We start from the raw sequence: 25798 nt of genomic DNA, 5'->3' as shown, positions 1-25798 counted from the left end.
CGGTTCGGTTTTCGGGCGTGCGGGGATCAGGCGACGGCGTGCCGGGAACCGGGGCGTCGCCCGAGGTGGTCACGGGAGGTGCGCGCGGCTCGTCCCGCGCGGCGAAGGTTCGCCGGGTCAGCTCTCGGTGTCGTCGGGGCGCAGGTGGGTGTCGTCCGCGGCCGGCGGCTCGTGCGGCACCCGGGTGAAGTCGGGGTAGTCGATCGGGTCGGCGTCGTCGACGATGTCCAGCGGAACTCCCTTGAGCTTCTCGGGGTTGGCGATCACGTCGATCCGCACGATCCGGTCGCCCGCCACGGTGAAGCCGGCGACGCCGCTGGGCCGGTTGGGGTCGCCCACCAGCCGACCCGGGGCGCCGTTGACCAGAACGGGACGGGCGTAGGGCAGAACGGGGCCGAGCGCAACATCTGCCGCGCGACCTTCTCGGCGCCGACCACGGTGGGCGGGGCCGAGTGCCGGTTCGGGCCCGGGTCGAGTTGGAAGGAGACGTCCGGGTCGAGGTTGGCCAGGAGCGCGTCGAAGTCGCCGTCCTGCGCGGCGGCCAGGAACGCGTCGACGACGCGGCGCTGCCGCTTGAGGTCGCCCTCCGGCTGCGGCGCGGACCGCACCCGCCGCCGCGCCCGGCCGGCCAACTGCCGGGCGGCCGCCGGGGTGCGGTCCACGATGGGGCCGACCTCGTCGAACGGCACGCCGAACACGTCGTGCAGCACGAAGGCGAGCCGCTCGGCCGGATTGAGGGTCTCCAGCACGATCGGCGGCGCCAAGCCGATGGCGTCGGCCTCGATGGTCTTGCGTTCGGGGTCGTACGCGTCGGCGTCGGCCGAGCGCACGATCGGCTCCGGCAACCACGTACCCGGCTCACGGCGCAGTCGCCGCGCGCGCAGCATGTCGAGGCAGATCCGCTCGACGATCGTGGTCAGCCAGGCCCGCAGGTCGCGGATGTCCTCGTGCTCGGTGCGCGAGACCCGCAGCCAGGTCTCCTGGATCGCGTCCTCGGCGTCGGCGCGCGAACCGAGGATGCCGTACGCGACGGACCGCAGGTGCGGGCGCAGCCCCTCGAACTGGTCGGCCGTCCACTCCGCACGCCACGTGGGCTCGGGCCCGGGTTCGTTCTCCATGCGATGTAGACGAACGTCGGCGAGAAAGTGTGACACGGGGCGCGGGAGCCTTCGCGGCAAGCACCCGCCGAACGAACACCGGCGCGCTCGCACCGTCCCGGGACGGCACCGGCGGCGAGCCGACCCACCGGGCACCACCGACGGGAGTGAGCGGGTCTGCCGACTCAGGCCCCTCGGCTCTCCCCCCGCGCCGGCCGTCGGTGCGCTCTGGTAGGCAAGAGCCCTACGCGCACCGATCCGCACGCATCCGACCCACGCAGGTGACCTCCCGACATGAGCATCCACACCTATCTCGAACACTTCGGCGGCCTGCCCGTCGCCGACCTGCGGCCGCCGGACTCGAAGCAGCCCTCGGCCGTTCCCGGAAGGCAACCCGAGGAGGCCCGCCGCGGCGAGCCCACACCGCCGTACGGCATCGCGCCCGGCGACCACCCCGCGGACGCCGTCGCCTGGCGGCTGCGCCACCGCCACTGGGAGGACGATCCCGAACTCGCCGATCTCTACGCCTACTTCCTCGCCAACGTCGACACCACACGAGTCACCGCGCTGATCGTCGGCGCCTGGGACGTGGACATGTCCCAGGAGAATCCGCTGCCCGGGCTGCTGGTCCGCGACGCCGCCCGCTTTCCGGCGCTGCGCCATCTGTTCGTCGGCGACGTGGTGCAGGAGGAATCCGAGATCTCCTGGATCGGCATCGGCCCCTCCACCGGGCTCCTCGAAGCCTTCCCGCACCTGGAGGAACTGGTGCTTCGGGGCAGCGAGAACGCCACCGAGGACGCCCCCGCGCTGACTCCGGTGCGTCACGAGCACCTGCGCCGGCTCCGCTTCGAGAGCGGCGGCCTGTCCGGTCGGATCGTGCGCGCCGTCGGCATGAGCGACTTCCCCGCGCTGGAGGAACTCGACATGTGGCTCGGCGTCGACGACTATGGCGGTGACGCCCGCGTCGAGGACCTCGCCGACCTCCTGTCCGGGACCCGAGTGCCCCGACTCCGGCATCTCGGTTTGATGAACAGCGAATTGCAGAACGAGATCGCCGCCGCGATCGCGAGCGCCGCCGTCACGCCCCGGCTCGAATCGCTCGACCTGTCGATGGGAATCCTGAGCAACGACGGCGCCGAGGCGCTGCTGAACAGCCGATCCCTGGAGCGGCTGCGGAACCTGACGATCCGCCACCACTTCCTGGACGACTCCGTGGCCGAGCGCCTGCGGGCGACGCTGCGGGCATCCGGTGTGACGGTGGAGATCTCCGACCCCGAAAGCCCCCGCGACTGGGGCGGCGACCCCCGATACGTGGAGATCTCCGAATGACCGGCGGTCAGGCCCGGGCACGTTCCGCCGGCCCGCGCGTCGTCGCGGCGATCGACCCCACGGGCACCGCCGACCTCCGCGCCGCGCGGTACCTGCCGTGACCGTGATCACCGTCGTCGCCAACCCGGGGCACCGGCGCGTCGTGGGATTCGACGCGGCGGCGCGGGCCGCCGGGCTACCGGCCCCGCGCGTCGTCCCGTGGGAGGACGTACTGCGTGGTGTGCAACCGGCTTTCGCCGCCGGGCCGGTGCGGATCGACTCCCCCGGCGAGAACCCCGTCGTCCACGCACTGCTCGGCGGGCCGTCCGACCCGCACCGCGTCGAGGGCGGTGCGGTGCGCCACGCGACCTTTGTGCGCGCGCTGGAACGCGTACGAACCGCCGTGGCCGCGACGCCCGGAGCGTGGCTCGTCAACGACCCCGACGACATCGCCGTCATGTTCGACAAGCCGCGCGCGCACGGGCGGCTGCACGACGCGGGCGTCCCGGTCCCGCCCGGGCTCGGCGCGGAGGGGCGCGGCGTCACCGTGCGCTCCTACACCCACCTGCGCGACCTGATGCGCGACACCCGCCGGCCACGCGTGTTCGTCAAGCCCGCGCACGGCTCGTCGGCGTCCGGTGTGGTCGCCCTGGAGACCTCGGGAACGCGCGTCCAGGCCACCACGTCCACCGAACTGGTGCGCACCGCGTCGGGCATCGAACTGTTCAACTCGTTGCGGGTGCGCAAGTACCGCGACGAGGAGGATGTCGCGGCCCTGATCGACGCACTGTGCGCGGACGGCGTGCACATCGAGACCTGGCTGCCCAAACTCACCCTCGACGGACTCGCCGTCGACCTGCGCGTCCTGGTCGTCGCGGGCCGCGCCACACACGTCGTCGCACGCGGCAGCCGTACCCCGATGACCAACCTCCACCTCGGCAACACCCGCGTCGACGTGGACGCGGTCCGCCGCGCCGTGGGGGCCGCCGCCTGGGAGGAGGCGATGACGACATGTGTTCGCGCGGCCGAGTGTTTTCCCCGGACGCTGCACGTCGGCGTCGACCTCCTGTTCGCGGTCGACCGCCGCCGCCACGCGGTCGGCGAGGTCAACGCGTTCGGCGATCTGCTGCCGGGGGTGCTGCACCGGGGCCGGGACACGTGGGCGGAACAGATCCGCGCCCTGGTCGACGGCCGGCACCCACCCGCGAGGCCACGACAGGCGGGACGCGAGACATCGGACCGCGAAACGCCTACCCGCGAAGCGGCACACCTCCAGGCACCGGACCGCGAAGCGACGGACCGCGAGGCACCGGACCACGAAATACCGAACCGCGAGACACCCGACGGGGAACGACTGCCGTGCCCGAACTGACGACACCCCCACCGCGCCACGGGAACAACGGCCCGCACGGCCACAATCCCGACATGAACGAGGTCGTCGGCCACCACGATCTGCTCATGGTCACGCTCGACACGCTCCGCTACGACGTGGCAGCGGAACTCGTGGCGGCGGGCCGACTGCCCACCCTCGCCCGGGTGCTGCCCGGCGGGCGCTGGGAGGCGCGGCACACCCCGGGCAGCTTCACCTACGCCGCGCACACCGCGTTCCTCGCCGGATTCCTGCCCACCCCGCTGGGGCAAGGCCCGCATCCACGCCTGTTCGCGGCACGCTTCGGCGGCAGCGAGTCCACCGCGCCGCACACGTGGGTGTTCGACGAGCCCGATCTGCCCTCCGGGCTGGCTCGCGCGGGCTATCACACGGCCTGCGTCGGCGGCGTCGGCTTCTTCAACAAACGCGGCGCGCTCGGCTCGGTACTGCCCGGCATGTTCGCGGAGAGCCACTGGGATCCCGAACTCGGCGTCACCTCGCCCACCTCGTTCGAGGCACAGGTGGCCCGCGCGGAACGCGTCGTCGCCGCCCTCGACCCCGACCGGCGACTCTTCCTGCTGGTCAACGTGGCGGCGCTGCACCAGCCGAACTGGTTCCACCGGCCCGGTGCGACGGCCGCCGAGGGCGATACCCGCGAGACGCACGCGGCGGCGCTGGAGTACGTGGACCGGCATCTGGGCCGGCTCTTCCGGGCGATGAGCGCCCGCCGCCCGTGTTTCACCATCCTGACGTCGGATCACGGCACGGCGTACGGCGAGGACGGCTACACCGGGCACCGCATCGGCCACGAGGTCGTGTGGACCGTCCCCTACGCCCAGTTCACCCTCGACCCCGGCGAATGGTGACCCCGCGCACGCCTTGATCGGCGGCGGGCGACGGCCCCGACCATCGCCCGCCGCCCAAGCCACCGGGCGGTCGGCCGGCCTGTCGGCGCCCACCCCTAGAGTCGGGGCGTGCGAACACCGCACCCGGCACTCACCCACGTCCTCGGAGGTCGTCCGCTCATGGGATCGTCCAGCACCGCCGATCCCCTGGTGGTTCCGTCGTCTGCGCGAGACCTGCTCGGCTCGCCGTACGCGGGGTACGTCTACTCGTATCCGCACAAAACCGCCTACCGCCCGCTCGCCCCGATGCCCACGCTGGGCGATGTGTGGCGGGGCCAGGACCTGTCGGCGCTGTTCCTGTACGTGCACGTGCCGTTCTGTGAGATGCGCTGCGGCTTCTGCAACCTGTTCACCCGCACCGGCGCCCCCGCGGAACTGGTCGGGCGCTACCTGGACGCGCTCGAACGGCAGGCGCGGGCCGTGCGCGAGGCGATCCCCGAGGCACGTTTCGCGGTCGCGGCGGTGGGTGGCGGAACGCCCACGTACCTGGACGCGCCCGAACTGGAAAGACTGTTCGACATCGCGACGGAGGTGATGGGCGCGGACCTCGGCTCGATCCCGATGTCCGTGGAGACCTCTCCCGCGACGGCGACGCCCGAGCGCCTCGCGGTGTTGGCCGAGCGCGGGACGACGCGGGTCAGCATCGGCGTCCAGTCGTTCGACGACGCCGAGGCGCGAGCGAGCGGGCGCCCGCAGCGCCGTGCCGACGTCGAGGCCGCGCTGGCGGCGATCCGGGACGCCGCGGTGCCGACGCTCAACATCGATCTGATCTACGGCATCGACGGCCAGACGCGGGCGAGTTGGCTCGCTTCGATCGACGCTGCGCTCGCGTGGCGGCCGGAGGAGTTGTACCTGTATCCACTGTATGTGCGCCCGCTCACCGGCCTCGGCCGCCGAGCCGTCACGCGCGCCGACTGGGACGAGGACCGCCTCGCGCTCTATCGGGCGGGCCGCGACCGTCTGCGCGAGGCCGGCTACGAGCAGGTCTCGATGCGCATGTTCCGCCGCGCGGACGCCCTCCCCGACGCCGCCGGCGGGCCGGCCGGCGCTGCCGGCACCGACGCGGCCGGCAGCGACGCGCAAGGCGGCTACCGCTGCCAGCGCGACGGCATGATCGGCCTCGGCTGCGGCGCCCGCTCGTACACCACCGACCTGCACTACTCGTTCGAGTACGCGGTCGGTGTCGGCGAGGTGCGTGCGATCATCGACGACTATGTGACGCTCGATCAGGACGCCTTCACCCGTGCCCGCGTGGGCTATCGGCTGGACGTCGGCGAACGACGCAGACGCCACCTGCTCACCTCGCTGCTGCAGGCCGACGGCCTGGCCGCACCCGACTATCGGGCCGAGTTCGGCACCGACGCCGAGGCCGACTTCGCCGCCGAACTGGCGCCGCTCGCCGACGCGGGCCTGCTGACCGTCTCCGCGGCGGGCATACACCTGACCGACGAGGGCCTGGCCTGGTCCGACGCGATCGGTCCCGCGCTGTTCTCGCCCGAGACCTCCACCCTGATGCACGGATACCGGCCGCGATGACGGGCACTCCCCCCGCCGCGCCGCCCCTGGTCGAACTCGGCGTGCGCGCGGACCCGTTGACGATCCTGTACCGGGGTCCGCTCGCTTCGTGCGACTACGACTGTGGCTACTGTCCGTTCGCCAAGCGCCGCGATAGTCCCGAGCAACTGCGGGCCGATCGTGCGGCGTTGGCGCGCTTCGCAAACTGGGTGACGCACGCGCCGCACCGCGTGTCGGTCCTGTTCACCCCGTGGGGCGAGGGTCTCGTCCGCAGTTGGTACCGCCGTACGCTCGCCGAACTGAGCCATCTCCCGCACGTCGAACGTGTCGCCATCCAGACCAACCTGAGCGCGCATCCCCGGTGGACCGAGGCGGCCGACCTCACCCGCCTGGCGCTCTGGGCCACCTATCACCCCGACCAGGTCCCTCACGAGCGCTTCCTGGACCGTTGCCGCGACCTGCGCGCACGTGGCGTGCGCCTCAGCGTCGGCGTCGTCGGCCTGCCGGAACACCTGCCCGCCGCGCGGCGCCTGCGGGACGATCTTCCCGCCGACGTGTACCTATGGGTCAACGCCGCCGAGGGGCACGCGTACACCGACTCGGCGGCAGCCGAATGGGCCACGCTGGACCCGCACTTCGGCTTCAGCCGAAACCCGCATCCCGCCCTCGGTGTGCCCTGCCGCACCGGTGACACCGTGATCAGTGTCGACGGCGACGGCACCGTACGCCGTTGCCATTTCGTGCCCGCAGTGCTGGGCAATCTCTACGACGGCTCGTTCCGCGCCGGTCTCGCACCCGCGCCGCCGTGCCCCGAGCAGACCTGCGACTGCCACATCGGCTACGTGCACCTGACGTCCCTGCCGCTGTACGACGTCTTCGCGGGCGGCATCCTCGAACGCATCCCCACCGCGTTCGGCCCGGCACCTCGGCGCGTGCCTCGACACACGTGACGACGACGGGAGTTCACCGCGATCCCTGTGCGTGCGCGTTTGCGGGCTTGTGTGCTTGTGCACGCGTGCGGCCCCACAACCACTCCTGCCGATCATCGACGCGGGTCAATCGCTTGTCAATGTCAAGTAGATCGATAGGGTAGGCGACGGCATCCGACAGGCGGCGATCGTTCCGGAAGGCGAGGCGGGCATGAGCACCGACACCGTGGAACCGGAACGCACGCTCCAGGATTGTGTGGCGCGCGGCACCAGGTCCGTCGTGCGCGCCCGGCACCCGGTCAACGCGCCCATGCTCGATACCTGGGCCGACGCCCTCGGCGACCCCAACCCCGTCTACCGCGACGCCGAGGCCGCCGCGGCGACCGGGCGGGCCGGGATCGTCGCGCCCCCGACCATGATCCAGGCCTGGACCATGCCCCGACTCTCCGCCCTGGCCGCCACGTTGCCCCAGGTCCCCGGGTACGCGCCCTATCTGGCCGGCGCATCGGGGCACGAGGTGTCGTCGAAGGACGGGTCGCCCGACGGCCGGTCGACCGAGCAGGAGACCGACAACCCGGCGGCGGCCGTACACCGACTCCTCACCGCGCACGGGTACACCGCCCGCGCGGCGACCCGATGCCGGCAGCGGTACCACCGCGAGACGGCGGTCGGGGACCACCTGACCTGCGAGAGCGTGCTCACGACGGTGTCGCCGCGCAAGCGAACGGCGCTGGGGCCGGGCTACTTCGTCACCACACGCATGACCTTCCGCGACCAGGACGAGGCGGACGTGGCGACGGTCGACTGGACCGTACTGTGCTTCCGTACGCCGGAACCCGCCGGCGCACCCGACGTCACCGCACCCGACGTCACCGCGGTGGACGCAGCCGCATCCGACGTCGGCGCACCGGGCACCCCCGCGGATCCGGCCCCGCCCACACCCGCGAGCCGCCGGACCTGCCGCCCGCTCACGGCCGCCCCCCGCGTGGGCGACCGTACCCCCCTCACCACGATCCCGATCACCCCCACCTTCGTGATCGCGACCGCGTTCGCCACCCAGGACTTCTACGCCGCTCACCACGACGCCGACTGGACGCGCACCTCGCTCCGGCGTCCCGGCATCTTCACCAACATCCTCGCCACCACCGGCCTCGTCGGCGGAGTGGTCACCGACTGGGGCGGCCCGGCCACCCGGCTCCTGGAGGTCGACCTGCACCTCCTCGCGCCCAACCACACGGGCGACACTCTCACCCTCGACGCCGAGGTGACCGCCGTGACCGGCGACGAGGTGGACCTCCGCGTCACCGGCACGAACTCCCTCGGCCCCCACGTCCGCGCCACCGTACGGGCCCGCGTCACCGTCTGACCCCACCGTCGGGATCCGCACCGGGTCCCGACGGCCGAGCCGCTCCCCCACCGTGCCGCAGCGGTCCGCACACGCGACCAAATCACCGTGCGGCCAAGGGATTCCGCGACGAAATCACCGTGCGGTAACGGCTTTCCGACAGGTTCCCGACATCTTCCCGCGCTCGGATAAGGGTCGATGATGATGCACGCCCTGCGGCGGACCATCGGGGACGACGCCTTCTTCGGAACTCTCCGGCAGTGGCAGCGTGAGCACCGCTACGGCAACGCCTCCCGGCCGCGGTTCGAGGCACTCGCCAAGAAGATCTCCGCCCGACCGGCCCTCACCGGGTTCTTCGACGCCTGGGCACACGGCACCACCGTCCCGCAGGACCAGTACCTGTATCCCGGCAGCCTCGGCGCCGTGGCCCCGGGAGCGAACGGGCACCCTCGATGCACCGAGGTGCTTGAGCGTCCGCCCGCCCGAAGCCGGGTCGATCGGCTTCGGGCGGGGCTTCGTCACGGCTGCGAAGGCGTGCTCGCCCTCGACCGTCGCGGTGCGATCACCGACGTCGACGCCGCCGGGGAGGCGGGATTCGTCACCCTCGGCCCCGGCGCAGGGACGTCGGCACGATGCCGGCGCCGTCGATCGTGAACGTGGTGCCCTTGGTGTTGAAGTAGGGCGAGAGCGAGTCCACGAAGGTCACCACGTCGACGCGTTTGACCAACTCGGCTTCGGCGGCCGTCCATTCGTCGCAGCCGGAGAGATCCGGCTTGGCCATCGCGAGACCCACCAGGCGCTGGTACTCGGGGTTGTCGACGGAGCCGAAGTTGATCCCGTCGGGCCCCGGGGGGCCGCTGAAGAAGGGGATGAGCTGGTCGGGCTGGGTGAGCGCGACCGGCGTCCACGAGACGTCCCATTCGCCCGAGGCCAGCACCTCGCCGGTCGTCGCCGAGGTGAGCGGCTTGCGGGTGACCTTCACACCGAACGAGTTCCACTGCGCGACCGCCAGCTCGACGGCGGACACGACCTGGGAGCCCGACGTGGAGGGGAAGGGCAGCACGATCGACAGTTGTTTGCCGTCCTTGCTCCAGCGCCCGCCGGACTTCTCCCAGCCGGCGGCCCGCAGCGCCGCTGCGGCTCGGGCCTTGTCGTGCGGGGGGACGTTCCCGGTGACGGCGTCGGCCTGGCAGGGCGGCAGCATGGTGGTGGCGATCCTGGCCGGCGGCGCCCCCTTGCCGCCGGTGGCCACCGCCCCCACCTGCTTGAGGTCCAGCGCCGCGGTCAGGGCCCAACGCACCTGCGGGTCGGCGGTGACGTGGTTGGCGGCCTCGTTGAACAAGAGCATGCCGAGCGGGTCGCGCTGGATCTGGTACTTCAATCCGGCCGCCGTCAGCCGGACCCGGTCGGCGCCGTTGACCGGGGCGATGTCGATCTGCTTGGCCAGGAGCAGATTGGCCGTGGTGGACTCGTTGGAGACGACCTTGAAGACCAGTCGCTCGGGCAACTCGCCGGCGCCGGCGCCGTCCGGGCCCCAGATGTAGTCGGGTCGTTTGGTGAAGGTGAAGTGGTCGCCCGGTGCCGACTCGGTGAGTCGGTAGGGACCGGTGCCGTCGGTGGCGTGCGTCAGCGAGTCGGGCGAGGCGAGGGCCGAAGGGCAGACCAACGGCAGTCCGGAGGTGCCCCGCAGCAGGAACGGTGTGGGCTCCGGAGTCCTCAGCGTCAGCGTGTTGGTGGCGTCGTCGGCGGTGGCGACGGTTCCGGGGGTCACCGCCAGGCCGAGCAGGGGTGAGGTGTTCTTCGGGTCGGTGACGTAGTTGTACTGGGCCGCGACGGCGGACGCGGTGAGCGGTCGGCCGTCACCGCACGTCACGTCGCGCCTGAGCGTGAAGGTCGCCGAGACGGCGTCGGTCGTCCACTTCTCGGCCACGCCGGAGACGATCCGCCCGTCGGGCTCGACGTTCACCAGGGAATCGTAGGAGAACCGGTTGAGCAACGACGTGATTCTCGTCAGCGAGGTGAGCGGGGACAGGTTGCCGGGGTCGGCGGTGATGCCGATGGTGATCGTGTCGCGACCGCCCGCGCCGCCGGAGCCGGTTCCGCCGCAGCCGACGGCAAGCAGGCCCAGCGCGACCGTGGTCGCGGCCGCGCGTACGCCGCGTCTCATCGGGCACCGCCGCCGGGACGGTTCACGAGACCCTGGTCGGCGACCTTCGCCGCCCCCGAGCCGGTCCCCACGCCGGCCGCCCGGGAGAGGGCGCGCCTGGTCTGCGGGATCCCGGCCCGGTCACCACTGCCCAGGAAGGCGAGCCACGCCTGCCTCCCGCCCTCCGGTTCGGCGCCGATCGGTGTACGGGCGTCCGGACCCACCATCCGGACGGTGGACCCGACCGCATCGGATCGTCCCATGCTGGATACCTCCTCGGAGAACGGCTCGGTGCCGCAGAGGACGCTCACGGTAGGCAGCGTCCGAACACCTCGGCTCGTCCTGCCGGACAAAGAACGGTCGCCGAATCCGTCCGAATCGCCGACGGCAGCGGCATCGTTTCAGGCCATCCTCGTTCTCCGGACGTCGATCCGCGCACCGCCCGGCGCCGACCGGCTCGAAGCCACCGGCTCCGACCGGCTCGAAGCCGAGATGCGGCCATCCGGCTCATGCCGAGGGCGACAGCTTCGTCTCGACGAACGTCCGCAGCCCCGCCTGATCGAGCTTTCCCTTGTCGGAACGCAGGATCAGCGTCGGATGGGTCGCCTGCTTCGGGTTCCGCAGGGTCACGATGGCGACCGGTTCGTTCCAGTACGTCACCGAATTCGTCGCCTCGAAGTAGCGCTGGGTGAACAGGATGGCGTCGCCGAGCGGCGTACGGATCGTCTCCGTCACAGCGCCGGGCGGAACGTCCGCGGCGGTGCGGTACATGCCGTGCCGGCCATTGCCCGGCGCCTGGGTCTGCGCCTTGCACCGCGTCGAGTTGGACTCGATCGTGACATCGCCCAGCCGCACCACGACCTGTGCGCACCCCTCGGTCGCGGGCGCGGTCGTCGGCTGTACCGGACTCGAGGCCCGGATCCGGAACCCCACCGCCTCGGTGTTCACCTCGGTCTCCCGCTCGACCGGCGGCGCGGTCGCGGACTGCGACCGGGTGGGCTCGGGGGTCGGCAACGACACCGGATCCTTCCCCGAGCTCCCGCAACCGGCCAGGCCCAGCACCGCCAGCCCCGTCGTCAACGCCGCCGCGGTCCTCCGTCGTGCCGTCACCGTGCCACTCCCTCGTTCGTTGCGTCCGTGCAGGTTCGCAGAACTGACGCAACCGGGACCCGACGGGTTCCCTGCCGCCGGTCCCGACAGGTCGGCGGGTCGGCGGGCCGGAACGGGCGGCGGGCCGGGCGGGTCAGACTCCCTGGCCGGCGCTTCGCCCCGCCCGCCTGTGGGAGGAGCCACCGCCCTGATCGACGCCGAGCGCGAGCGAGGGCAGCACGACCCGCGTCCAGTCCGAACTGCCGCCGTTGACCGGTTCCGTGTCGCCGGAGCGCAGCGGCGCCGCCTGCTTGGACGCGCCGAAGCCCTTGGCCGCCAGGTGCGTCAGTCGGCCCGGCGCCGAGAGATCACCGTCCCGGATGTGGTCGTGGGTGCGCCAAAAGGCTTCCCGAAGCCCCGCGTTGTAGGCGGCGACGCTTCGTCGTTCGTCGCCCGCCCGATCGTCCTCCCGGTAGCCGGCGTTATCCCGGTTCAGCTTGTCCAGCGCTGCCGCGCGGGAGGCCTTGGTCGCCTCCCGCCACGCTCGATGCAGATCCGGATCGGTGCGTGCCTGGGACAGATGGCGCGGCCCGGTGCTGCCGACCGTCATCTGGGCCAACTCGTACGCCCGCATCGGCGTCATCCCGGCGACGACGAACGGCACCCGGAGCGAAACCGGCGGAACGGTGACCTCCGGCGCCATTTTCGCCGTTCTCGGATCGCCGGGCTCGCGGGCCACGTGTCCGGCGGCCGTGAAGTGCGCGCCCAGTTGCGCTCGGAGATCGGCTGCCGAGTCGAAGGCGCGCGTTTGGCTGTGCGCGGCGATGACATTGATGCGGGGGTCCTGGTGTCCCCCGCCGTTCTCCTTCGCCGCGATGATGTCGTCGGCCGCGCGGCCGGAGCCTCGGTAGGCCAGCAGGATCGCGTCCTGGACGGGCCTGCCGTTCTCGGTCATGTCGTGGACGCGATGCGTCGCGTCCTGGATGGTGATCCCGCCGCCGTTGATCAGCACGGTCGCCGATCCCTGTCCCTGGGACAGGATCCGACCGGCCTGGGCGAGCGCCCAGGACTCGTCACCGAAATCCTGGCCCGGCACCACGAGGATCAGGTCCTGGTCGGGTTGCAGCGGTGCCTTCTTGTTCGGATCGTAGAGCGATCCCGGAGGGGCCACCGTGCCCTCGGCCACGACGCCGATCAGCGGGGCGTCGGCCATCGCCAGTCGCCCCTCGGCGAACAACCGGCGCTTGGCCTCGCCGAGTTCCTTGAGGCAGCCGGAATCGGTGCCCCCGAACATCACGGCGGCCGAGAACCTCGCGGCGTTCAGCAGGATTTCCTCGTACATCGCCTTGTCCGCGGCCGTCGCCGCACCGGCTCCCGCCGCGCCACCGATGACGGTGATCACCGGCATCGAATCGGCCACCACGTCGTGCAGCGCGACACTCAGGTCGGCGTAGGACTCGACCCTGCGGACCGGGAACCATCGATGGTTTCCCCAGCGGTCGGTGGGCGCGGTGAGCAACTCGGGGTCATCGGACGCCGGCGACGCGGTGGGCTGCACAGTGCTCCTTCGCTCCCGTGTGCCCCCCGCCCGCAATCACGGTGCGGCGGGGGGCAGTTCGGGGATCAGTATGCCCGCGCCACGATCGCGATGTTGCCCGGTTGCTCATCGCTCGCGGGAACCGACCCGTCCTCGGCGATCAGGCAGCGCACGGACACGCCCTGTTCGGCGAGCCGCGCCTCGCCCTCCGGGCCGAGCGTGGCCCAGGGGATGCGCGCCCAACCGGTGCCCGCGGCCGCCGCGGCGTCCTCGATCGTGGTCACCTCGACGGTGCGGTCCCGGCGGCGTTCGCGGGACTGCGCCAGCAGCAACGCCTGGTCGTCCGCGAGCGCCCGGGGCACGAGCGCGGACAGTGCCTCGATCGCCACCGGCTCCTTGCCTCCCACGTGGCGCCGGACCAGCACGGCGGTGCCGTTGTCCAGATCGCGCGGCCCGACCTCGATCCGTACCGGCACACCCTTGAGTTCCCAGTCCACCGCACGGCGACCGAAGGGTGTGTCCGTACGGTCGTCCACCCGCACCCGGACACCGGCCGCCGTCAACCGCTCACCGATCTCGCGGACCTTCGCCACCACCGCGTCGTCGGCCTTGATCGCCACCACCACCGCCTGGATCGGCGCCAGGATCGGCGGGACCCGCAGACCGTCGTCGTCACCGTGCATCATCACCAGGGCGCCGACCATGCGCGTGGTGGAGCCCCAGGAGGTCTGCCAGACGTACTCCTGGCGACCGTCCTTGGACAGGTACCGGATGTCGAACGCCTTGGCGAAGTTCTGTCCGAGTTCGTGACTGGTGCCCAGTTGCAGCGCCTTGCCGTCGCCCATCATGCCCTCCAGGGTGAGCGTGTTGATCGCTCCGGCGAACCGTTCCCTGACCGTCTTGCGTCCCGGCACGACGTCCATGGCGAGCACGTTCTCCATGAACTCGGCGTACACGTCGCGGTGGATGAGCGCGGCGTAGTCCCGGGCCTCCTCATACGTGGCGTGCGCGGTGTGGCCCTCCTGCCACAGGAACTCCGTCGTGCGCAGGAACACCCGCGGGCGCAGCTCCCAACGCACCACGTTCGCCCACTGGTTGATCAGCAGGGGCAGGTCGCGGTAGCTCTGCACCCATTTGGCGAAGTAGTCGTTGATGATCGTCTCGGAGGTGGGGCGAATGACGACGGGCTCGTCCAGTTCCTTGCCGCCGCCGTGCGTGACGACGGCGAGCTCGGGAGCGAAGCCCTCGACGTGCTCGGCCTCCTTCGTCAGGTAGGACTGCGGGATCAGGAGCGGGAAGTACGCGTTCGAGGCGCCCGCCCGCTTGATCCGGGCGTCCATCTCCTGCTGCATCCGCTCCCACAGGCTGTACCCGTACGGTCGAATGACCATGGTGCCGCGCACCGGACCGTTGTCGGCCAACTCGGCCTTGTTGATCAGTTCCTGGTACCAGCGGGGGAAGTCGTCCGACCGCGGGGTGAGCACGGGTGTCTTGGCCATGCCGCGCATGCTAGGACGCGGGCCCACCGGTACGCGAACCGAATATCCCCACCCCGAATCGCCGGGCGAACGGCCGATGTCGGTGCGGCGGCGGCCGCGTCACCCACCCGGCCCTTCGGTACGCTCGGCCCCGGCGACCCTGGACAGGGGTGGCAAGGGGGGCCGGTGGTGCCTTTGGACGACTGGCTACGAGCCGGTGCGACGCCCGACGCGGATGGGCGACCGCGCCGCAGGGTAATGGTCGACCCGGAAAAGGCGGCTGCGACCTTCTGGGGCAGGGCGGACTGGGTCAGTCTGGAGGTCACCCGGGCCGTGGGCCCCGTGGACGCGATCGTCGCCGCGGCTCCGCGTCCGGCCGTGCGCGAACTGCACACCGACTCGACAAGCGGAACGGGTTGCCCGCCCACCAGGTTTCTTCCCCGCTCCGGCCGTTCGCGCGGCCCGCGCCGGTGCGGTCGGTGGGGCCCGAGCCGCCGGGGCCGGCAGCCGGGGGCCGGTCCGGGCGGCCCCGGCCGCCAGGGCCGTGACGAGCGCCGCCGGCCCGGTGACGGCGAAGGGGCTGACCCCCTTGCGCCAGGCAGGTCCGCGGGCCGGCTCACCGTCGATCCGGGGTCTCGCGCACGGTTCCGAAGCCGGCCGGGGCAGATCCGGTTCCACGCCTTCGGATCGTACGCCGGACCGGGAAATAAGGCCCGTCTCGTTGACTCGTCGCTGACCACGACCCGGCGGAAGCCCGCCGTCCCGGTGGCTTCGTCGCGGCGCTCGGAGCACGCGGGGCGGTGGTGCCGCTCGGCAGCCTGCCGACCGGATGTGGTGGTGGCGGAAATAAACACCGTTCCCGAAGCGGCGGTTCGCACTGCTCGTCCGGCGGCTCCTCGTCGAACGGCTCCAGTGCCAACGCCGCGTGCCGCGAGTGCGGCCGGATCACCGCGATCTGATCACCGCGCCGCGCCGATCACGGACACCGGATCCGCGAACGCCGTGCCGCGCACCGACACCGGCGGCGACGACGGCGACGGCCCGGTCGATCCCGGCGCCGGTCATCGCGGGACACCCCGGCGCGGCCACGATGGGCGCGGCGCCGGGGTGTCGGTTGGGATCCGTCAGGGCTGGTACTGGTACGCGCCCGCGGTCGCGCCGGTGGCCGGGACCGGCTTGCCGTCGAGGTCCACCGAGTAGCCGGCCGGCTCCCCGCGCCCGATCGCCGGGCTGCCCGCGAGCGGGTGCAGGTCGGTGCCGCCGGTGAAGCGCGGGTCGGCGATCACCGAGCGGGCGCCGAGGGTGAATCGGTGTTGCGCGCCCTTGTAGACCCCGGTGTTCTCGTCCGCGCCCGCGCCGTCCTCGTACCCGGTCTGACCGCCGACCGAGATCACGTTGTTGCGCAGCTTGAGGATGTTCGAGGCGCAGCCGTCGTGGCACACCCACCCCTGCGCCTTGGCGCCGGGCAGGTTCACCGAGTTGTTGACGGCGACGGTGTCACGATTGGGGCCGAGCCCGCTCCCGGGGCCTCGGACCACCAGGAACGTGGCGTATTCGTGGGTGGAGGTGACGACGTTGTACGCGAAGACGTTGCCGTCGGCGGTCTTGCCCGTGTCGTGGCCCAGTTCCGAGAAGGTCTCGTTGTCGTGGGTGATGTTGTACTCGATCCGGTTGCGGTCCCCGTCGTAGATCTCGACGGCGGCCCCGTCCTGGCCGTAGTCGTAACTGGCCGCGTAGCTGCCGGTGATGGTGTTGTGCGAGACGACGTTGTCGTCGCCGTTGAGCAGCACGCCGAAGGCGCCGGAGTCGTTGTCGCCGCCGGGATCGTTGACGCTCATCTTGTTGTTGTCGACCAATTGGCTGCGGGTCACGGTGTTGTGGTGGCCGGTGTCCGCGATCGAGACGCCGACCACGTTGGCGTCGGCGCGGATCCCGGTCACCGTGTTGTGGTGGCCCTCGATCTCGACGCCGGCCCAGTCGCACCCGGTCAGCCGCAGGTCGCGCACGGTCCAGTAGGCGCCGGTGATCGCCACACAGCTGCCGCCGCCGCGCACGACGGGCGAGGCGCCGGTGCCGTACGCGCCGACCGTGATCGCCGCGGTCGCGGTGCCGCTGCGGGACAGTTTCAGGGTGCCGGTCCAGGACTGGCCACGCTTGAAGGCGACGGTGTCGCCCGCGCGAAGGGTGGCGGCCCCGACCTTGTCGAGCGTGCGCCAGGCGGTCGCGGGGGTGGTGCCCGCTCGGCTGTCGGCTCCGTTCGTGGCGTCCACGTAGTAGGTCGTCCCGGCGGTGGTGCCCAGGGGTGCGGCCGACGCCGGGGTCAGGGGTGTCGCGACGGAGATGGCGACGAGCGCCGCCGACAGGTACATGGTTCGCCGGTGGCGGGGGGTGATGGTCACGCGTTGCCTCCTGGGTCGAGCGCCCACGGCCGGCGGTCGGTGTGATCGCCCCCGCACAGCGGCGTCGGGCGGCCTCCCCGCCGGCGCCCGGGGCGCGCGCGGATCACCTGGATCGGGCGCAAATGCCTTACCAGGCAAGCGAGTTGTCCCAGGCGCAGAAGCTACGTGATGCCCCGCCGCGCGTCCAACCGCCCACCGCCCCCTCGCGTTATCGGGACAGCGGCACTCCTGCGGCCCCGCCCCCCGAAACCCCACGCCACCCCCTCCCCCGGGGCGCCCACGCCCCGCCCCGCGGCATTCGCCGACGACGCGCATTCCGGATAGCCGCCCGCGCCCGCCCCGCGAGGCGCCGCGATCGGCCGGTCCGATGCCGATCAACCGATCCGGGGCTTCGGCGCGCGTTGACCGAGTTGATGCCGCTCGACGAGCCCCGCCGCGCCGAGTTCCCGGTCCGCCTGGCGTTCACCGGCCAGGCCGCGCACGACCCGCGCCCTGCCGCCGTACAACGCGAAACCGCCGCCGCCGTCCGCGCGCGTCGCCCGGGCGATCCGCGACGGCACCGAGGGCGGCGAGGTGGCGGTCGACGTGGACGCCGGCGAACAGACGCTGCGCATCGTCGCGTTCGCCGAAGGGCCGGCCATGCACACGCACATCGACCCCGAAGGCGCACCCCTCTCGTGGGTCCTGGCCGCGCTGGACGAGCAACTCGGCCGGGTGTTCACCGGAACCTGCCGACGCGGGAGACGCGGCGGGTGACCCGGCTGCCCCGGCACCGGCCCCCCAGGGCCGGACTAGCGTGATGGGCATGGCGAACCAAGGAGCAGCACAACCAACCGGCATCCGTTGTTCGAACTGCGGTGGATCCGAAGCCCGTTCGGTGGAGCGGGCAATGGTGGCCAAGGGGGCCTCGCGGAAGAATCTCCACGATCGGCCGGCGAAGGGGCCGAACACCTCCGGCGACGGTTGCCTGCATTTCGCCGAGGGCATGGTCATGGTCGCCATGGCGATCGGCTTCGCGTACACGGGCGTGGCCAACGACAAGCCCCCGTACACGATCGGCGGCGCGGTGGTGGTGGCGGTGCTGCTGTTCGTCGGGACCATCGCGGTGGTCCGCACCGATCGGTACGACAAGCACTCCGAGTCGGCCGGCGAGGCGCGGGCCGACCTGATGTGGAAGCCGGCGCACTACTGCCCCGCGTGCGAAGCGGTGTTCTGCCCCGGCGACACACCGTGGCGGGGCGTCCTTGCGCCGGAACAGTTCAAGAGGCTGGTCTGGCGCAGCGCCGGCTACGAGCACCTGCTGCCCGCCGGCGACAAGGCGAAGACCGCCGAGATCCCCGAAGGCACCATATCCACGGCATAGCCCTCGAATAGGGTTGCGCGGCATGATCGACTACGAAGGATTCGCCGAACGCCTGTCCGCCCCTTGGCCGCGGCGCCGCACCCTGGTTTCCGATCTGCTCCGCGAGTTCGGCCACGTCGAGGCGCTGACCGATCCCTGGCAACCCGAACCACCGATATCGGACGACGTTCCGGAAGCCCTCGCCGAATGGCTCGGCTCGGTCCGCAACTCCTATCTCCTCGACCGCGGACTGTACGAGACGTACCTGGACTGGCCGACGCGGCGGCTCGGGGAACACTCGATCTTCATGACGGAGTACGAGGGTTGTTGCGCGTGGGCCTTCCGGGCGGCCGACGCGCACCTGCCGGATCCGCCCGTGTGGGTGGGCCCCGGGGAGGAGTGGGAGGAGTGGGAGGAGTCCGAAGAGCAGGGCGAGGAGCGGGAGGAGTCCGAGGAACAGGGCCACGAGTGGGCGATGTCGAGTCGGTCGATGACCGAGTGGCTCGTGCAGATGGCCCTCGTGCGCGTCCTGCCGCGGTACGCGTTCACCGGTGACGTGGCCGCGTACGGGACGACGGAGGATCGGGGCCGGCACATCCGGGCGACGTTGCCCGCGCTCGGCCCGTTGCCGTGGGACGAGGTGGGGAACACGTTCCACTTCTTCGGCGCTCGGGACGCCGTCGTCGTCTGGCTCTCCCGGCACGACTCGTGGGAGTGCGCCGACCTGAGCATCCTGGGTCGCACCGAAGAGTCCGTACACGAGACCGCTGCACGCCTGTCCCTCGAACTCGACAACGGGGTCGCGGCTCCCACGCCGCCACGCCCCTGACCCGCCCCGCGAACCGAACCCGAACCCCCCTGAATCCGACATCTCGGGTCACCCTCGGGCCCGCATCCACTTCGGGACCAGGGAGATGACCGTCCGCGACCCGGACGGGCGCGCGTGGAGCCTCCAGGCCCCGGCACGGCGATGAGCACGCGAGACCGAGCGGACCACGGAAAGGGCGTGCGCCATGACCGACGGAGGCACCGATGCCGACTCCACCTCGCCGCTACGGCGAACAACCAGGCCCGGTCGTCCACTCGGCCGCCCGACCTCCCCGGACCGGCAAGCCACCCGGACAAGGTCGTGTCCATGGACGACTTCCGCACCCGCGTCCTGGCCGTGCGGCGCTGATCGCGACACCGCCCCGGCCGAAGTGGGAGACGATCGGGCGCCTTCGGCGCTCCCCGTAATGCGGTCGTGCACTCAGCGTGCGGCCGAAATTGCGCGCCGACGGGCGTTACCGAGAATTCACCGACCCGCGTGTATATTTCTTTCGACATCGTTCTACGCTGGCGCGGCCGATCAAGTCGATCGCACTCGGAACGATCCGGAGCGTAACCCAGCGTGGGCAGTATCGATCATTTCTCCAACGGATTGCTCACACCGGCGGTCGCCTATCTGATGTCCTGCATCGGGTCGGCACTCGGGCTTTTGTGTGCGATCCGCGCCCGAGCGGTCACCGGCGCCCCGCGCGTTCGCTGGTTCGCCCTGGCGTCCGTTTCCATCGGCGGTACCGGGATCTGGGGCATGCATTTCGTGGGAATGCTCGGATTCGCGGTCACCGACACACCCATTCGGTACGACGCGACCCGCACCGTCGTCAGTCTCCTGCTGGCGATCGCGGTGGTCGGCGTCGGGATGGCCATCATCGGCAGGCGCGGGTCCCAGACGACCGGCCTGGTCGTCGGCGGGATCGTCACCGGCTCCGGCGTCGCGATCATGCACTACGTCGGGATGTCCGCGATGAGCATCAACGACGACATCGGCTACGACACCTTCCGAGTGGCGCTGTCGGTGCTGATCGCCCTGGTCGCCTCGACCGCCGCGTTGTGGGCCGCGCTCAACGTCAAGGGAGCCGTGGCCGTCACGGGCGCGTCGCTGATCATGGGCATCGCGGTGAGCGGCATGCACTACACCGGCATGTCGGCGATGTCCCTGGAGTCGAATACGCACACGTCGGCCCTCCACGGCGTGGAGGCATCCCAGTTCCTGGCTCCCCTCGTGGTCGGGGTGAGCCTGTTCACCGTGATCACCTTGTTCATCGTCGCGTTGTCCTCCTCGACCGGCGAACTGCGCGAGGAGGCCGAACTCGGCGCCCGCCTGGAACGCCTCGCACAGCGCCGGACGGACGGCGTCGCCTTCACCGACCCGGCCCGCGGCGGGCCGCAGCAACCCGGCGAACCCAGGCGCGCCGAGCCCGACTACTTCCGGGCTCCCTGACCCGGACGCGGGTGAATCGAGTCGCGGGTCCCGCCCCGGAGCGCCCTCGAGCCTCCGGGGCGGTCGCGTTTTCGACGCCTCGGGAAATCGGCGCCGGTGATCGACCGAATCCTCCGAGTCACCAAAGAACGATGTAGTCGGAAGTGGTCAGCGACTACCACGCGGTCTTCACTCACCGCGCGTGGACGAAGTCACGCGCGCCGAAAAGAGCCGGCGTGTGCAATTCCGATACGGCGAATCGTTCTCGCGAAGTTCGACCGACCGCAATTCGACGAACACCGACGCACACCGACGAACTCCGCCGAACGCCGCATCGCCGGAAAGCAATTGATCAGGTCGCGCGGATGTCGACGGTCCGGCCGTCCGGGTCGGAGAGCAGATGATGGCCGGGGGCGAGCGCAGGCGTCGCGGCGGCACCGGTGACGGCGAGACCCAGCCGAAGGGCGCCGGTCTCGCGGCCGGGACGGGCCGGGTAGATCTCGAAGACCGTGCCGTCCGCGAGAGTCGCCGCGTAGTGGCGAGGACCCCCGCCGTGCTGCTCCGCGACGAAACGCAGGCCGAGATCGGTGTAGAAGCTTCGGCACTCGTCGATTCGGTTCGAGTAGAGCACCAGCAGTGTCGCGCGGATGTTGTCCGGGTCGCTCATGGGACTCCTGGCCGGGCGGGGCGGGTTGGGGTACAACGCGGCAACGACTGTACGGGTCGGGCGAGTACCACCACGGGCCCGGCCCGTCCGGCCTGCGCCCACCCTGCCCTGCGCGGCACCTGCCGCGCAGGTGCCCGGCCGGTCGGCGGATCGACCGGCGAGCAACTCCCTTTGGAGGTAAAGGGTTTCCTCCGACATTAATGGTCTAGTCCAATTTTGGTCCAGACCATTGACTTCTGCGAGCGCCGGGCTGTCTCATACCCCATGCCGCCTTGCCACGCGAATCGGCGGTACGTCCCCCGCATACAGACTGGACGCACATGCGACTCTTACGCACATTCCGCGCGGCGGTAGCCGCGACCGTCACCGCCGCCGCGGCGGTGAGCCTGACCGTGCTCGGAGGTGGGCCCGCCCAGGCCGCAACCCCCCTGCCGGCCCACGTCTTCGCCCCCTACTTCGAGGCGTGGACCGGTGAGAGTCCCGCCGCGCTGGCCGCCCAGTCCGGTGCCAAGCACCTGACCATGGCGTTCCTCCAGACCGCGACCGCGGGATCCTGCACCCCGTACTGGAACGGCGACACCGGCATGCCGATCGCCTCCTCGACATTCGGCGCCGACATCAGGACCATTCAGGCCAACGGCGGGGACGTCATCCCCTCGTTCGGCGGCTACACGGCCGACACCACCGGCACCGAGATCGCCGACAGTTGTAGCGACGTCAACCAGATCGCCGCCGCGTACCAGAAGGTCATCACGACCTACGACGTCACCCGGCTCGACATGGACATCGAGATCGACGCGCTCGACAACACGGCGGGCATCGACCGGCGGAACAAGGCCATCAAGCAAGTCCAGGACTGGGCCGCGGCCAACGGGCGCAAGATCGAGATCTCCTACACGCTGCCCACCACCACCCGCGGCCTGGCGGCCAACGGCGTGGCCCTGCTCAGGAACGCCGTCGCCAACGGCACCAAGGTGGACGTCGTCAACCTCATGACGTTCGACTACTACGACAACGCCACGCACAACATGGCCAACGACACCGAGACCGCGGCACAGGGCCTGTACAACACGCTCGCGCAGCTCTACCCGACCAAGACCCCCGCCCAGTTGTGGGGCATGATCGGCGTCACCGAAATGATCGGCGTCGACGACTTCGGGCCTGCCGAGACGTTCACCCTCGCCAACGCTCGACAGGTCTACAGCTGGGCCGTCGCCAAGGGCATCAACACCCTCTCGTTCTGGGCCCTCCAGCGCGACAACGGCAACTGCCCCAACCAGCCGGCGGCGGACAACTGCTCCGGCATCGCCCAGAACACCTGGGACTTCAGCCACATCTTCGAGCCCTTCACCAGCGGCACCACGAACCCGACCAACGACTTCTCGGTGAAGGCGACCCCCGCGTCCGGGACCGTCGTCGCCGGGGCCTCGACCACCTCCACGATCGCGACCGCGGTGACGGCCGGCGCCTCCCAGACGGTGAACCTCACCGTCAACGGCGCCCCGGCCGGTGTCACCGCCTCGCTCAACCCCACCTCGGTGATGGTGGGCAACTCCTCGACGCTCAACGTGGCCACCACCTCGGCGGCGGTGTCGGGTACGTACACCCTGACCGTCACCGCGACCGGCACCTCCGGCAGCCACACGACGACCTACACCGTGACCGTCACCGGCGGGAACGGCCACCAGTGCACGGCGGCCCCATGGGCGTCGGGCACGATCTACACCGGTGGGCAGCAGGTCTCACACCAGGGTCACACCTGGAAGGCCAAGTGGTGGACGACGGGCGAGACGCCCGGCACCACCGGCCAGTGGGGCGTCTGGCAGGACCTCGGGGCCTGCTGAACCGGGCCGCCACGGGCATCCGAGGGGCGCACCCGCGACAGGCGCCCGGGACGGCGGCCCCAGACGCGGCCCGAGCCGAACACGGTGACGCCCGGCGGGACTTCCCGCCGGGCGTCACCCGGCGCCACCGCGACCCGAAGCCGTCGTACGCTCGCCGACGCGCCGGTCCCCAACCGCGCGTCGCCACCGAGCGACCGGCGGGTCGTAATCCCGCGAAAACCCGATGCGGCGCGCCTTTGGTCGCCATGATGAGCATTCATGGGACACCGTGGGGGACGCGCGGCCGGGTGGGTTTGGGGGATCGTGTGCGCGATGGGGGTGCTCTGGCTCGCCGTGTGGGGATCGCATGGCGTCGAGCGCGGTGACGTCGACTGGTTGAGTGCCTCGATCGCCCTGCCCGGACTGGGCGTTGCCATCTGGTCCGCGCGCATGTCACGGACCGCGCTGCGGCTCCAGGTCACCGATACCGCGGTGCAGGCCGCCCGCCTGGCCGACGCGGTCACCCGCGCCGAAACCCCGGAACGGGCAAGGCTGTTGGGCGGCGAACACACGCCCATCGACCTCCGCTTCGTCCTTCGCCCCGCCCCCGCGCACAACGCCGACGGCGCGGATCCCGACGGGCGGCTGGCCACCGTGGTCGACTACTACCGCCGACTTCGCCCGCGCCGCCTGGTGATTACCGGGGCACCCGGATCCGGCAAGACGGTCCTGGCCCTGGAACTCCTGCTCGCCCTCCTGGAGAACCGCGACCCCAAGGACCCGGTCCCCGTCCGGATGTCCCTGGCCTCGTGGAGCCGACTCCCCGACACCTCAGCGGGAGTCGGTGCGGCGGCAGGCGGTGCGGCGATCGAGGAGTGGGTGCGCGATCACCTCGAACGCGTGTACCGGCTCACCCCCGCCACCGCGCGGGCGTTGGTCGAGGCGGGCATGATCCTGCCCGTCCTGGACGGGCTGGACGAGATGGACAGCACCGACACCGAACCCCGCGGCACACCCGGCCCGGGTCCCGGCGGGAGCGCGCGCGGGGGGCCGCGAGCGCGGCGCGCCCTGGAGATCCTGAACGCGTACGCACTCGGCCGGGCCCGGGCCAAAATCGTGCTCACCTGCCGCAGCGGCCCCTACGAGGCGCTGGAGACCTGGACCAAGGACGCCGCCCGCGTCGAGATCACACCCGTCACCCCCATCCAGGGCCGCGAGTTCATCCTCGCCCGGGTCGAGGACCCCCGGCGGTGGCGCGAGGTGATCCACGCCCTCGACACCGCGCCGTCCGGCTCCCTCGCCCGCGGGCTGTCCACCCCGTGGCGACTGACGATGGCGGTCACCGTCCACGAACAACGCGACCCCGGCAGCGCGGCCTACCGCCACCAACCACGAAACCTCCTGTCACCGGCTCTGGCCCGGGACGAGGACATGCGCGACCACCTCAACGGGTTCTACCTCCGCGCCACCGCAGACCACCCCGGCGACGACGGCGACACGGCGTATTCCCCCGACCGGGTCCACATCTGGCTCGCCGTCCTGGCCCGCCACCTCGCCGCCAACAGCGCCACCCCCCGGATGCTGAACGGCAGGACACTGTCGGGGACCGATCTGGTTCCGCACGAACTGTGGCCGCTGGCGGGACTTCGACGCGCCCGGCTGATCCACACCGTCCTGGTGGTGTGCGTGGGCCTGGTGGCGGCGGCGGTGATGGCTCGTGAATCCAGCCCCCTGCTGTACGAATCCTCCTGGATCGCCAACTCAGTCGCCGTCCTCTTCGGAGCGTCGGTCTCCGGCATGCTCGGCCTGCGCTGGGGCGCGGCCTGGCCCGGGCCCACGCACCTGGTACCGGGGCGGCTGACCACCCGCGAGGGCCGCCGCGAACTCCTGACCCTGCTCGCCCTCGGCGCCGCCGGCGTCCTCGCCGTGATGATCATCGGCGCCCTGGACCGGGATTTCGACACCGATCCCTCCGTCGTGCTCACGCTCGCGTGGCCGCTCACGCTCGGCGTCGCGAGCCTGATCGTGCGCGGGCGCGATGACGACGGTCGGGCCGCCGTCGCAGACCCCCGCGATCTCGTGCGCGACGAACTCGCGGGCACGCTCGTGGCGGGCCTCGCAGTCGGAGCGACGGTCGGGCTCGCCCTGGGATTCGCGGAAGGACTCGGCTCCGGCCTCGGCGACGGGATCCGGTTCGGGTCGGCGCTGGGACTGGTGGCCTTCCTCGCGATCATGCTCATGGCCACCGCCGCCACGCAGCGATACGCGCTGTTCCTGCTGTGCGTCCGCACCGGCCCCCGCGCCCTGCCCTGGCGCCTGGGCCGATTCCTGCACTGGGCCACCACCGCCGGACTCCTGCGCACCGCCGGCACCGCCTACCAATTCCGCCACCGCGAACTCCAGGACTGGCTCGCCCGCAACCCCGTCCCCCACCCATAGCCAAAGCACCCGATCCGACCCGTGCGACCCGTCGCAACGTGCCGATTCCGCCGCCGGCGGCTTCGCCGCTGTGGCCGGTCCCGGTCCCGGTCCCGGGCACCGGCGCCGATGCTGAGCACAGCCTGGGCCTGTTACTCATATTATCGTTCTTTGACCAGTGCCTGG

Annotated in this window: 22 protein-coding genes and 1 pseudogene; 14 read left to right on the top strand and 9 right to left on the bottom strand. The window is 71.4% G+C overall.

The features are described from left to right. Positions 1 to 117: 117 nt before the first annotated feature. Positions 118 to 267: a hypothetical protein gene (locus tag ACZ4FV_RS13580; RefSeq protein ID WP_402233671.1), complete on the bottom strand. Its 150-nt coding sequence runs from the start codon at positions 265 to 267 to the stop codon at positions 118 to 120. Next, complete coding sequence (locus ACZ4FV_RS13575) at positions 264 to 1118, bottom strand: sigma-70 family RNA polymerase sigma factor (RefSeq protein WP_465322668.1); 855 nt, start codon at positions 1116 to 1118, stop codon at positions 264 to 266. The genes ACZ4FV_RS13580 and ACZ4FV_RS13575 overlap by 4 nt, the downstream gene beginning before the upstream one ends. Positions 1119 to 1391: 273 nt before the next feature. Between ACZ4FV_RS13575 and ACZ4FV_RS13570 the strand changes: the two genes are divergently transcribed. The 7 genes from ACZ4FV_RS13570 (at position 1392) to ACZ4FV_RS13540 (ending at position 9122) form a co-directional block, all read left to right on the top strand. Beyond that, positions 1392 to 2426 (top strand): STM4015 family protein, encoded by a 1035-nt coding sequence (locus ACZ4FV_RS13570; protein WP_465322667.1) that lies wholly within the window; start codon positions 1392 to 1394, stop codon positions 2424 to 2426. A gap of 97 nt (positions 2427 to 2523) precedes the next feature. Then, positions 2524 to 3777: an STM4014 family protein gene (locus ACZ4FV_RS13565; RefSeq protein ID WP_395860533.1), complete on the top strand. Its 1254-nt coding sequence runs from the start codon at positions 2524 to 2526 to the stop codon at positions 3775 to 3777. Positions 3778 to 3830: 53 nt separating this feature from the next. Beyond that, complete coding sequence (locus ACZ4FV_RS13560; RefSeq protein WP_395860535.1) at positions 3831 to 4640, top strand: STM4013/SEN3800 family hydrolase; 810 nt, start codon at positions 3831 to 3833, stop codon at positions 4638 to 4640. Between the two features lie 159 nt (positions 4641 to 4799). Next, positions 4800 to 6215: an STM4012 family radical SAM protein gene (locus ACZ4FV_RS13555; RefSeq protein WP_395860537.1), complete on the top strand. Its 1416-nt coding sequence runs from the start codon at positions 4800 to 4802 to the stop codon at positions 6213 to 6215. Next, entirely contained in the window at positions 6212 to 7144 is a 933-nt protein-coding gene (locus ACZ4FV_RS13550; protein WP_402233677.1) for an STM4011 family radical SAM protein, read from the top strand. Before ACZ4FV_RS13555 ends, ACZ4FV_RS13550 begins: the two co-directional genes overlap by 4 nt. A gap of 190 nt (positions 7145 to 7334) precedes the next feature. Continuing rightward, a complete protein-coding gene (locus ACZ4FV_RS13545; protein ID WP_465322666.1) occupies positions 7335 to 8489 on the top strand; it encodes an FAS1-like dehydratase domain-containing protein in 1155 nt (384 codons plus the stop codon). Between the two features lie 177 nt (positions 8490 to 8666). Further along, complete coding sequence (locus ACZ4FV_RS13540) at positions 8667 to 9122, top strand: hypothetical protein (protein ID WP_465322665.1); 456 nt, start codon at positions 8667 to 8669, stop codon at positions 9120 to 9122. Here ACZ4FV_RS13540 and ACZ4FV_RS13535 read toward each other — a convergent pair. The 6 genes from ACZ4FV_RS13535 to ACZ4FV_RS13510 all read right to left on the bottom strand — a co-directional run bounded on the left by ACZ4FV_RS13535 (position 9067) and on the right by ACZ4FV_RS13510 (position 17117). Further along, complete coding sequence (locus tag ACZ4FV_RS13535; RefSeq protein ID WP_465322664.1) at positions 9067 to 10635, bottom strand: ABC transporter substrate-binding protein; 1569 nt, start codon at positions 10633 to 10635, stop codon at positions 9067 to 9069. The genes ACZ4FV_RS13540 and ACZ4FV_RS13535 overlap by 56 nt on opposite strands. Then, positions 10632 to 10877 (bottom strand): hypothetical protein, encoded by a 246-nt coding sequence (locus ACZ4FV_RS13530; protein ID WP_395860546.1) that lies wholly within the window; start codon positions 10875 to 10877, stop codon positions 10632 to 10634. Before ACZ4FV_RS13530 ends, ACZ4FV_RS13535 begins: the two co-directional genes overlap by 4 nt. 244 nt (positions 10878 to 11121) lie before the next feature. Beyond that, the gene (locus ACZ4FV_RS13525; RefSeq protein ID WP_465322663.1) at positions 11122 to 11724 is read right to left on the bottom strand and encodes a hypothetical protein; all 603 of its coding nucleotides are present in this window, start codon (positions 11722 to 11724) and stop codon (positions 11122 to 11124) included. Between the two features lie 133 nt (positions 11725 to 11857). Further along, complete coding sequence (locus tag ACZ4FV_RS13520; protein ID WP_465322662.1) at positions 11858 to 13261, bottom strand: hypothetical protein; 1404 nt, start codon at positions 13259 to 13261, stop codon at positions 11858 to 11860. 65 nt (positions 13262 to 13326) lie between these two features. Further along, positions 13327 to 14739, bottom strand: coding sequence for a proline--tRNA ligase (gene proS / locus ACZ4FV_RS13515; protein WP_402233681.1), 1413 nt, complete (start codon positions 14737 to 14739; stop codon positions 13327 to 13329). A gap of 1103 nt (positions 14740 to 15842) precedes the next feature. Then, a complete protein-coding gene (locus ACZ4FV_RS13510; RefSeq protein ID WP_402233682.1) occupies positions 15843 to 17117 on the bottom strand; it encodes a polysaccharide lyase domain-containing protein in 1275 nt (424 codons plus the stop codon). 122 nt (positions 17118 to 17239) lie between these two features. Here ACZ4FV_RS13510 and ACZ4FV_RS13505 point away from each other — a divergent pair. The 5 genes and pseudogenes from ACZ4FV_RS13505 to ACZ4FV_RS13485 form a co-directional block, all read left to right on the top strand. Beyond that, positions 17240 to 17593 (top strand): annotated as a pseudogene (locus tag ACZ4FV_RS13505) (hypothetical protein); the annotation flags it as partial. A 97-nt stretch (positions 17594 to 17690) separates the two neighbouring features. Beyond that, complete coding sequence (locus ACZ4FV_RS13500) at positions 17691 to 17873, top strand: hypothetical protein (protein ID WP_465322684.1); 183 nt, start codon at positions 17691 to 17693, stop codon at positions 17871 to 17873. A gap of 133 nt (positions 17874 to 18006) precedes the next feature. After that, a complete protein-coding gene (locus ACZ4FV_RS13495; protein WP_402233684.1) occupies positions 18007 to 18480 on the top strand; it encodes a hypothetical protein in 474 nt (157 codons plus the stop codon). A gap of 22 nt (positions 18481 to 18502) precedes the next feature. Next, on the top strand, positions 18503 to 19288 hold the full coding sequence (locus ACZ4FV_RS13490; RefSeq protein ID WP_402233685.1) for a hypothetical protein: 786 nt from the start codon (positions 18503 to 18505) through the stop codon (positions 19286 to 19288). A 561-nt stretch (positions 19289 to 19849) separates the two neighbouring features. Then, on the top strand, positions 19850 to 20725 hold the full coding sequence (locus tag ACZ4FV_RS13485) for an MHYT domain-containing protein (protein WP_395860559.1): 876 nt from the start codon (positions 19850 to 19852) through the stop codon (positions 20723 to 20725). A 331-nt stretch (positions 20726 to 21056) separates the two neighbouring features. Here the strand turns inward: ACZ4FV_RS13485 and ACZ4FV_RS13480 are convergent, their stop codons facing one another. Continuing rightward, complete coding sequence (locus tag ACZ4FV_RS13480) at positions 21057 to 21371, bottom strand: VOC family protein (RefSeq protein ID WP_395860561.1); 315 nt, start codon at positions 21369 to 21371, stop codon at positions 21057 to 21059. A gap of 320 nt (positions 21372 to 21691) precedes the next feature. Between ACZ4FV_RS13480 and ACZ4FV_RS13475 the strand changes: the two genes are divergently transcribed. Next, positions 21692 to 23215: a chitinase gene (locus ACZ4FV_RS13475; protein WP_402233687.1), complete on the top strand. Its 1524-nt coding sequence runs from the start codon at positions 21692 to 21694 to the stop codon at positions 23213 to 23215. Between the two features lie 312 nt (positions 23216 to 23527). After that, entirely contained in the window at positions 23528 to 25633 is a 2106-nt protein-coding gene (locus ACZ4FV_RS13470) for an NACHT domain-containing protein (protein ID WP_402233689.1), read from the top strand. Positions 25634 to 25798 lie beyond the last annotated feature (165 nt).

Source organism: Embleya sp. NPDC025285 (genome assembly GCF_055558835.1).
The sequence above is the reverse complement of the archived record's forward strand: the minus strand, read 5'-3'. Positions and strand labels throughout refer to the sequence as shown.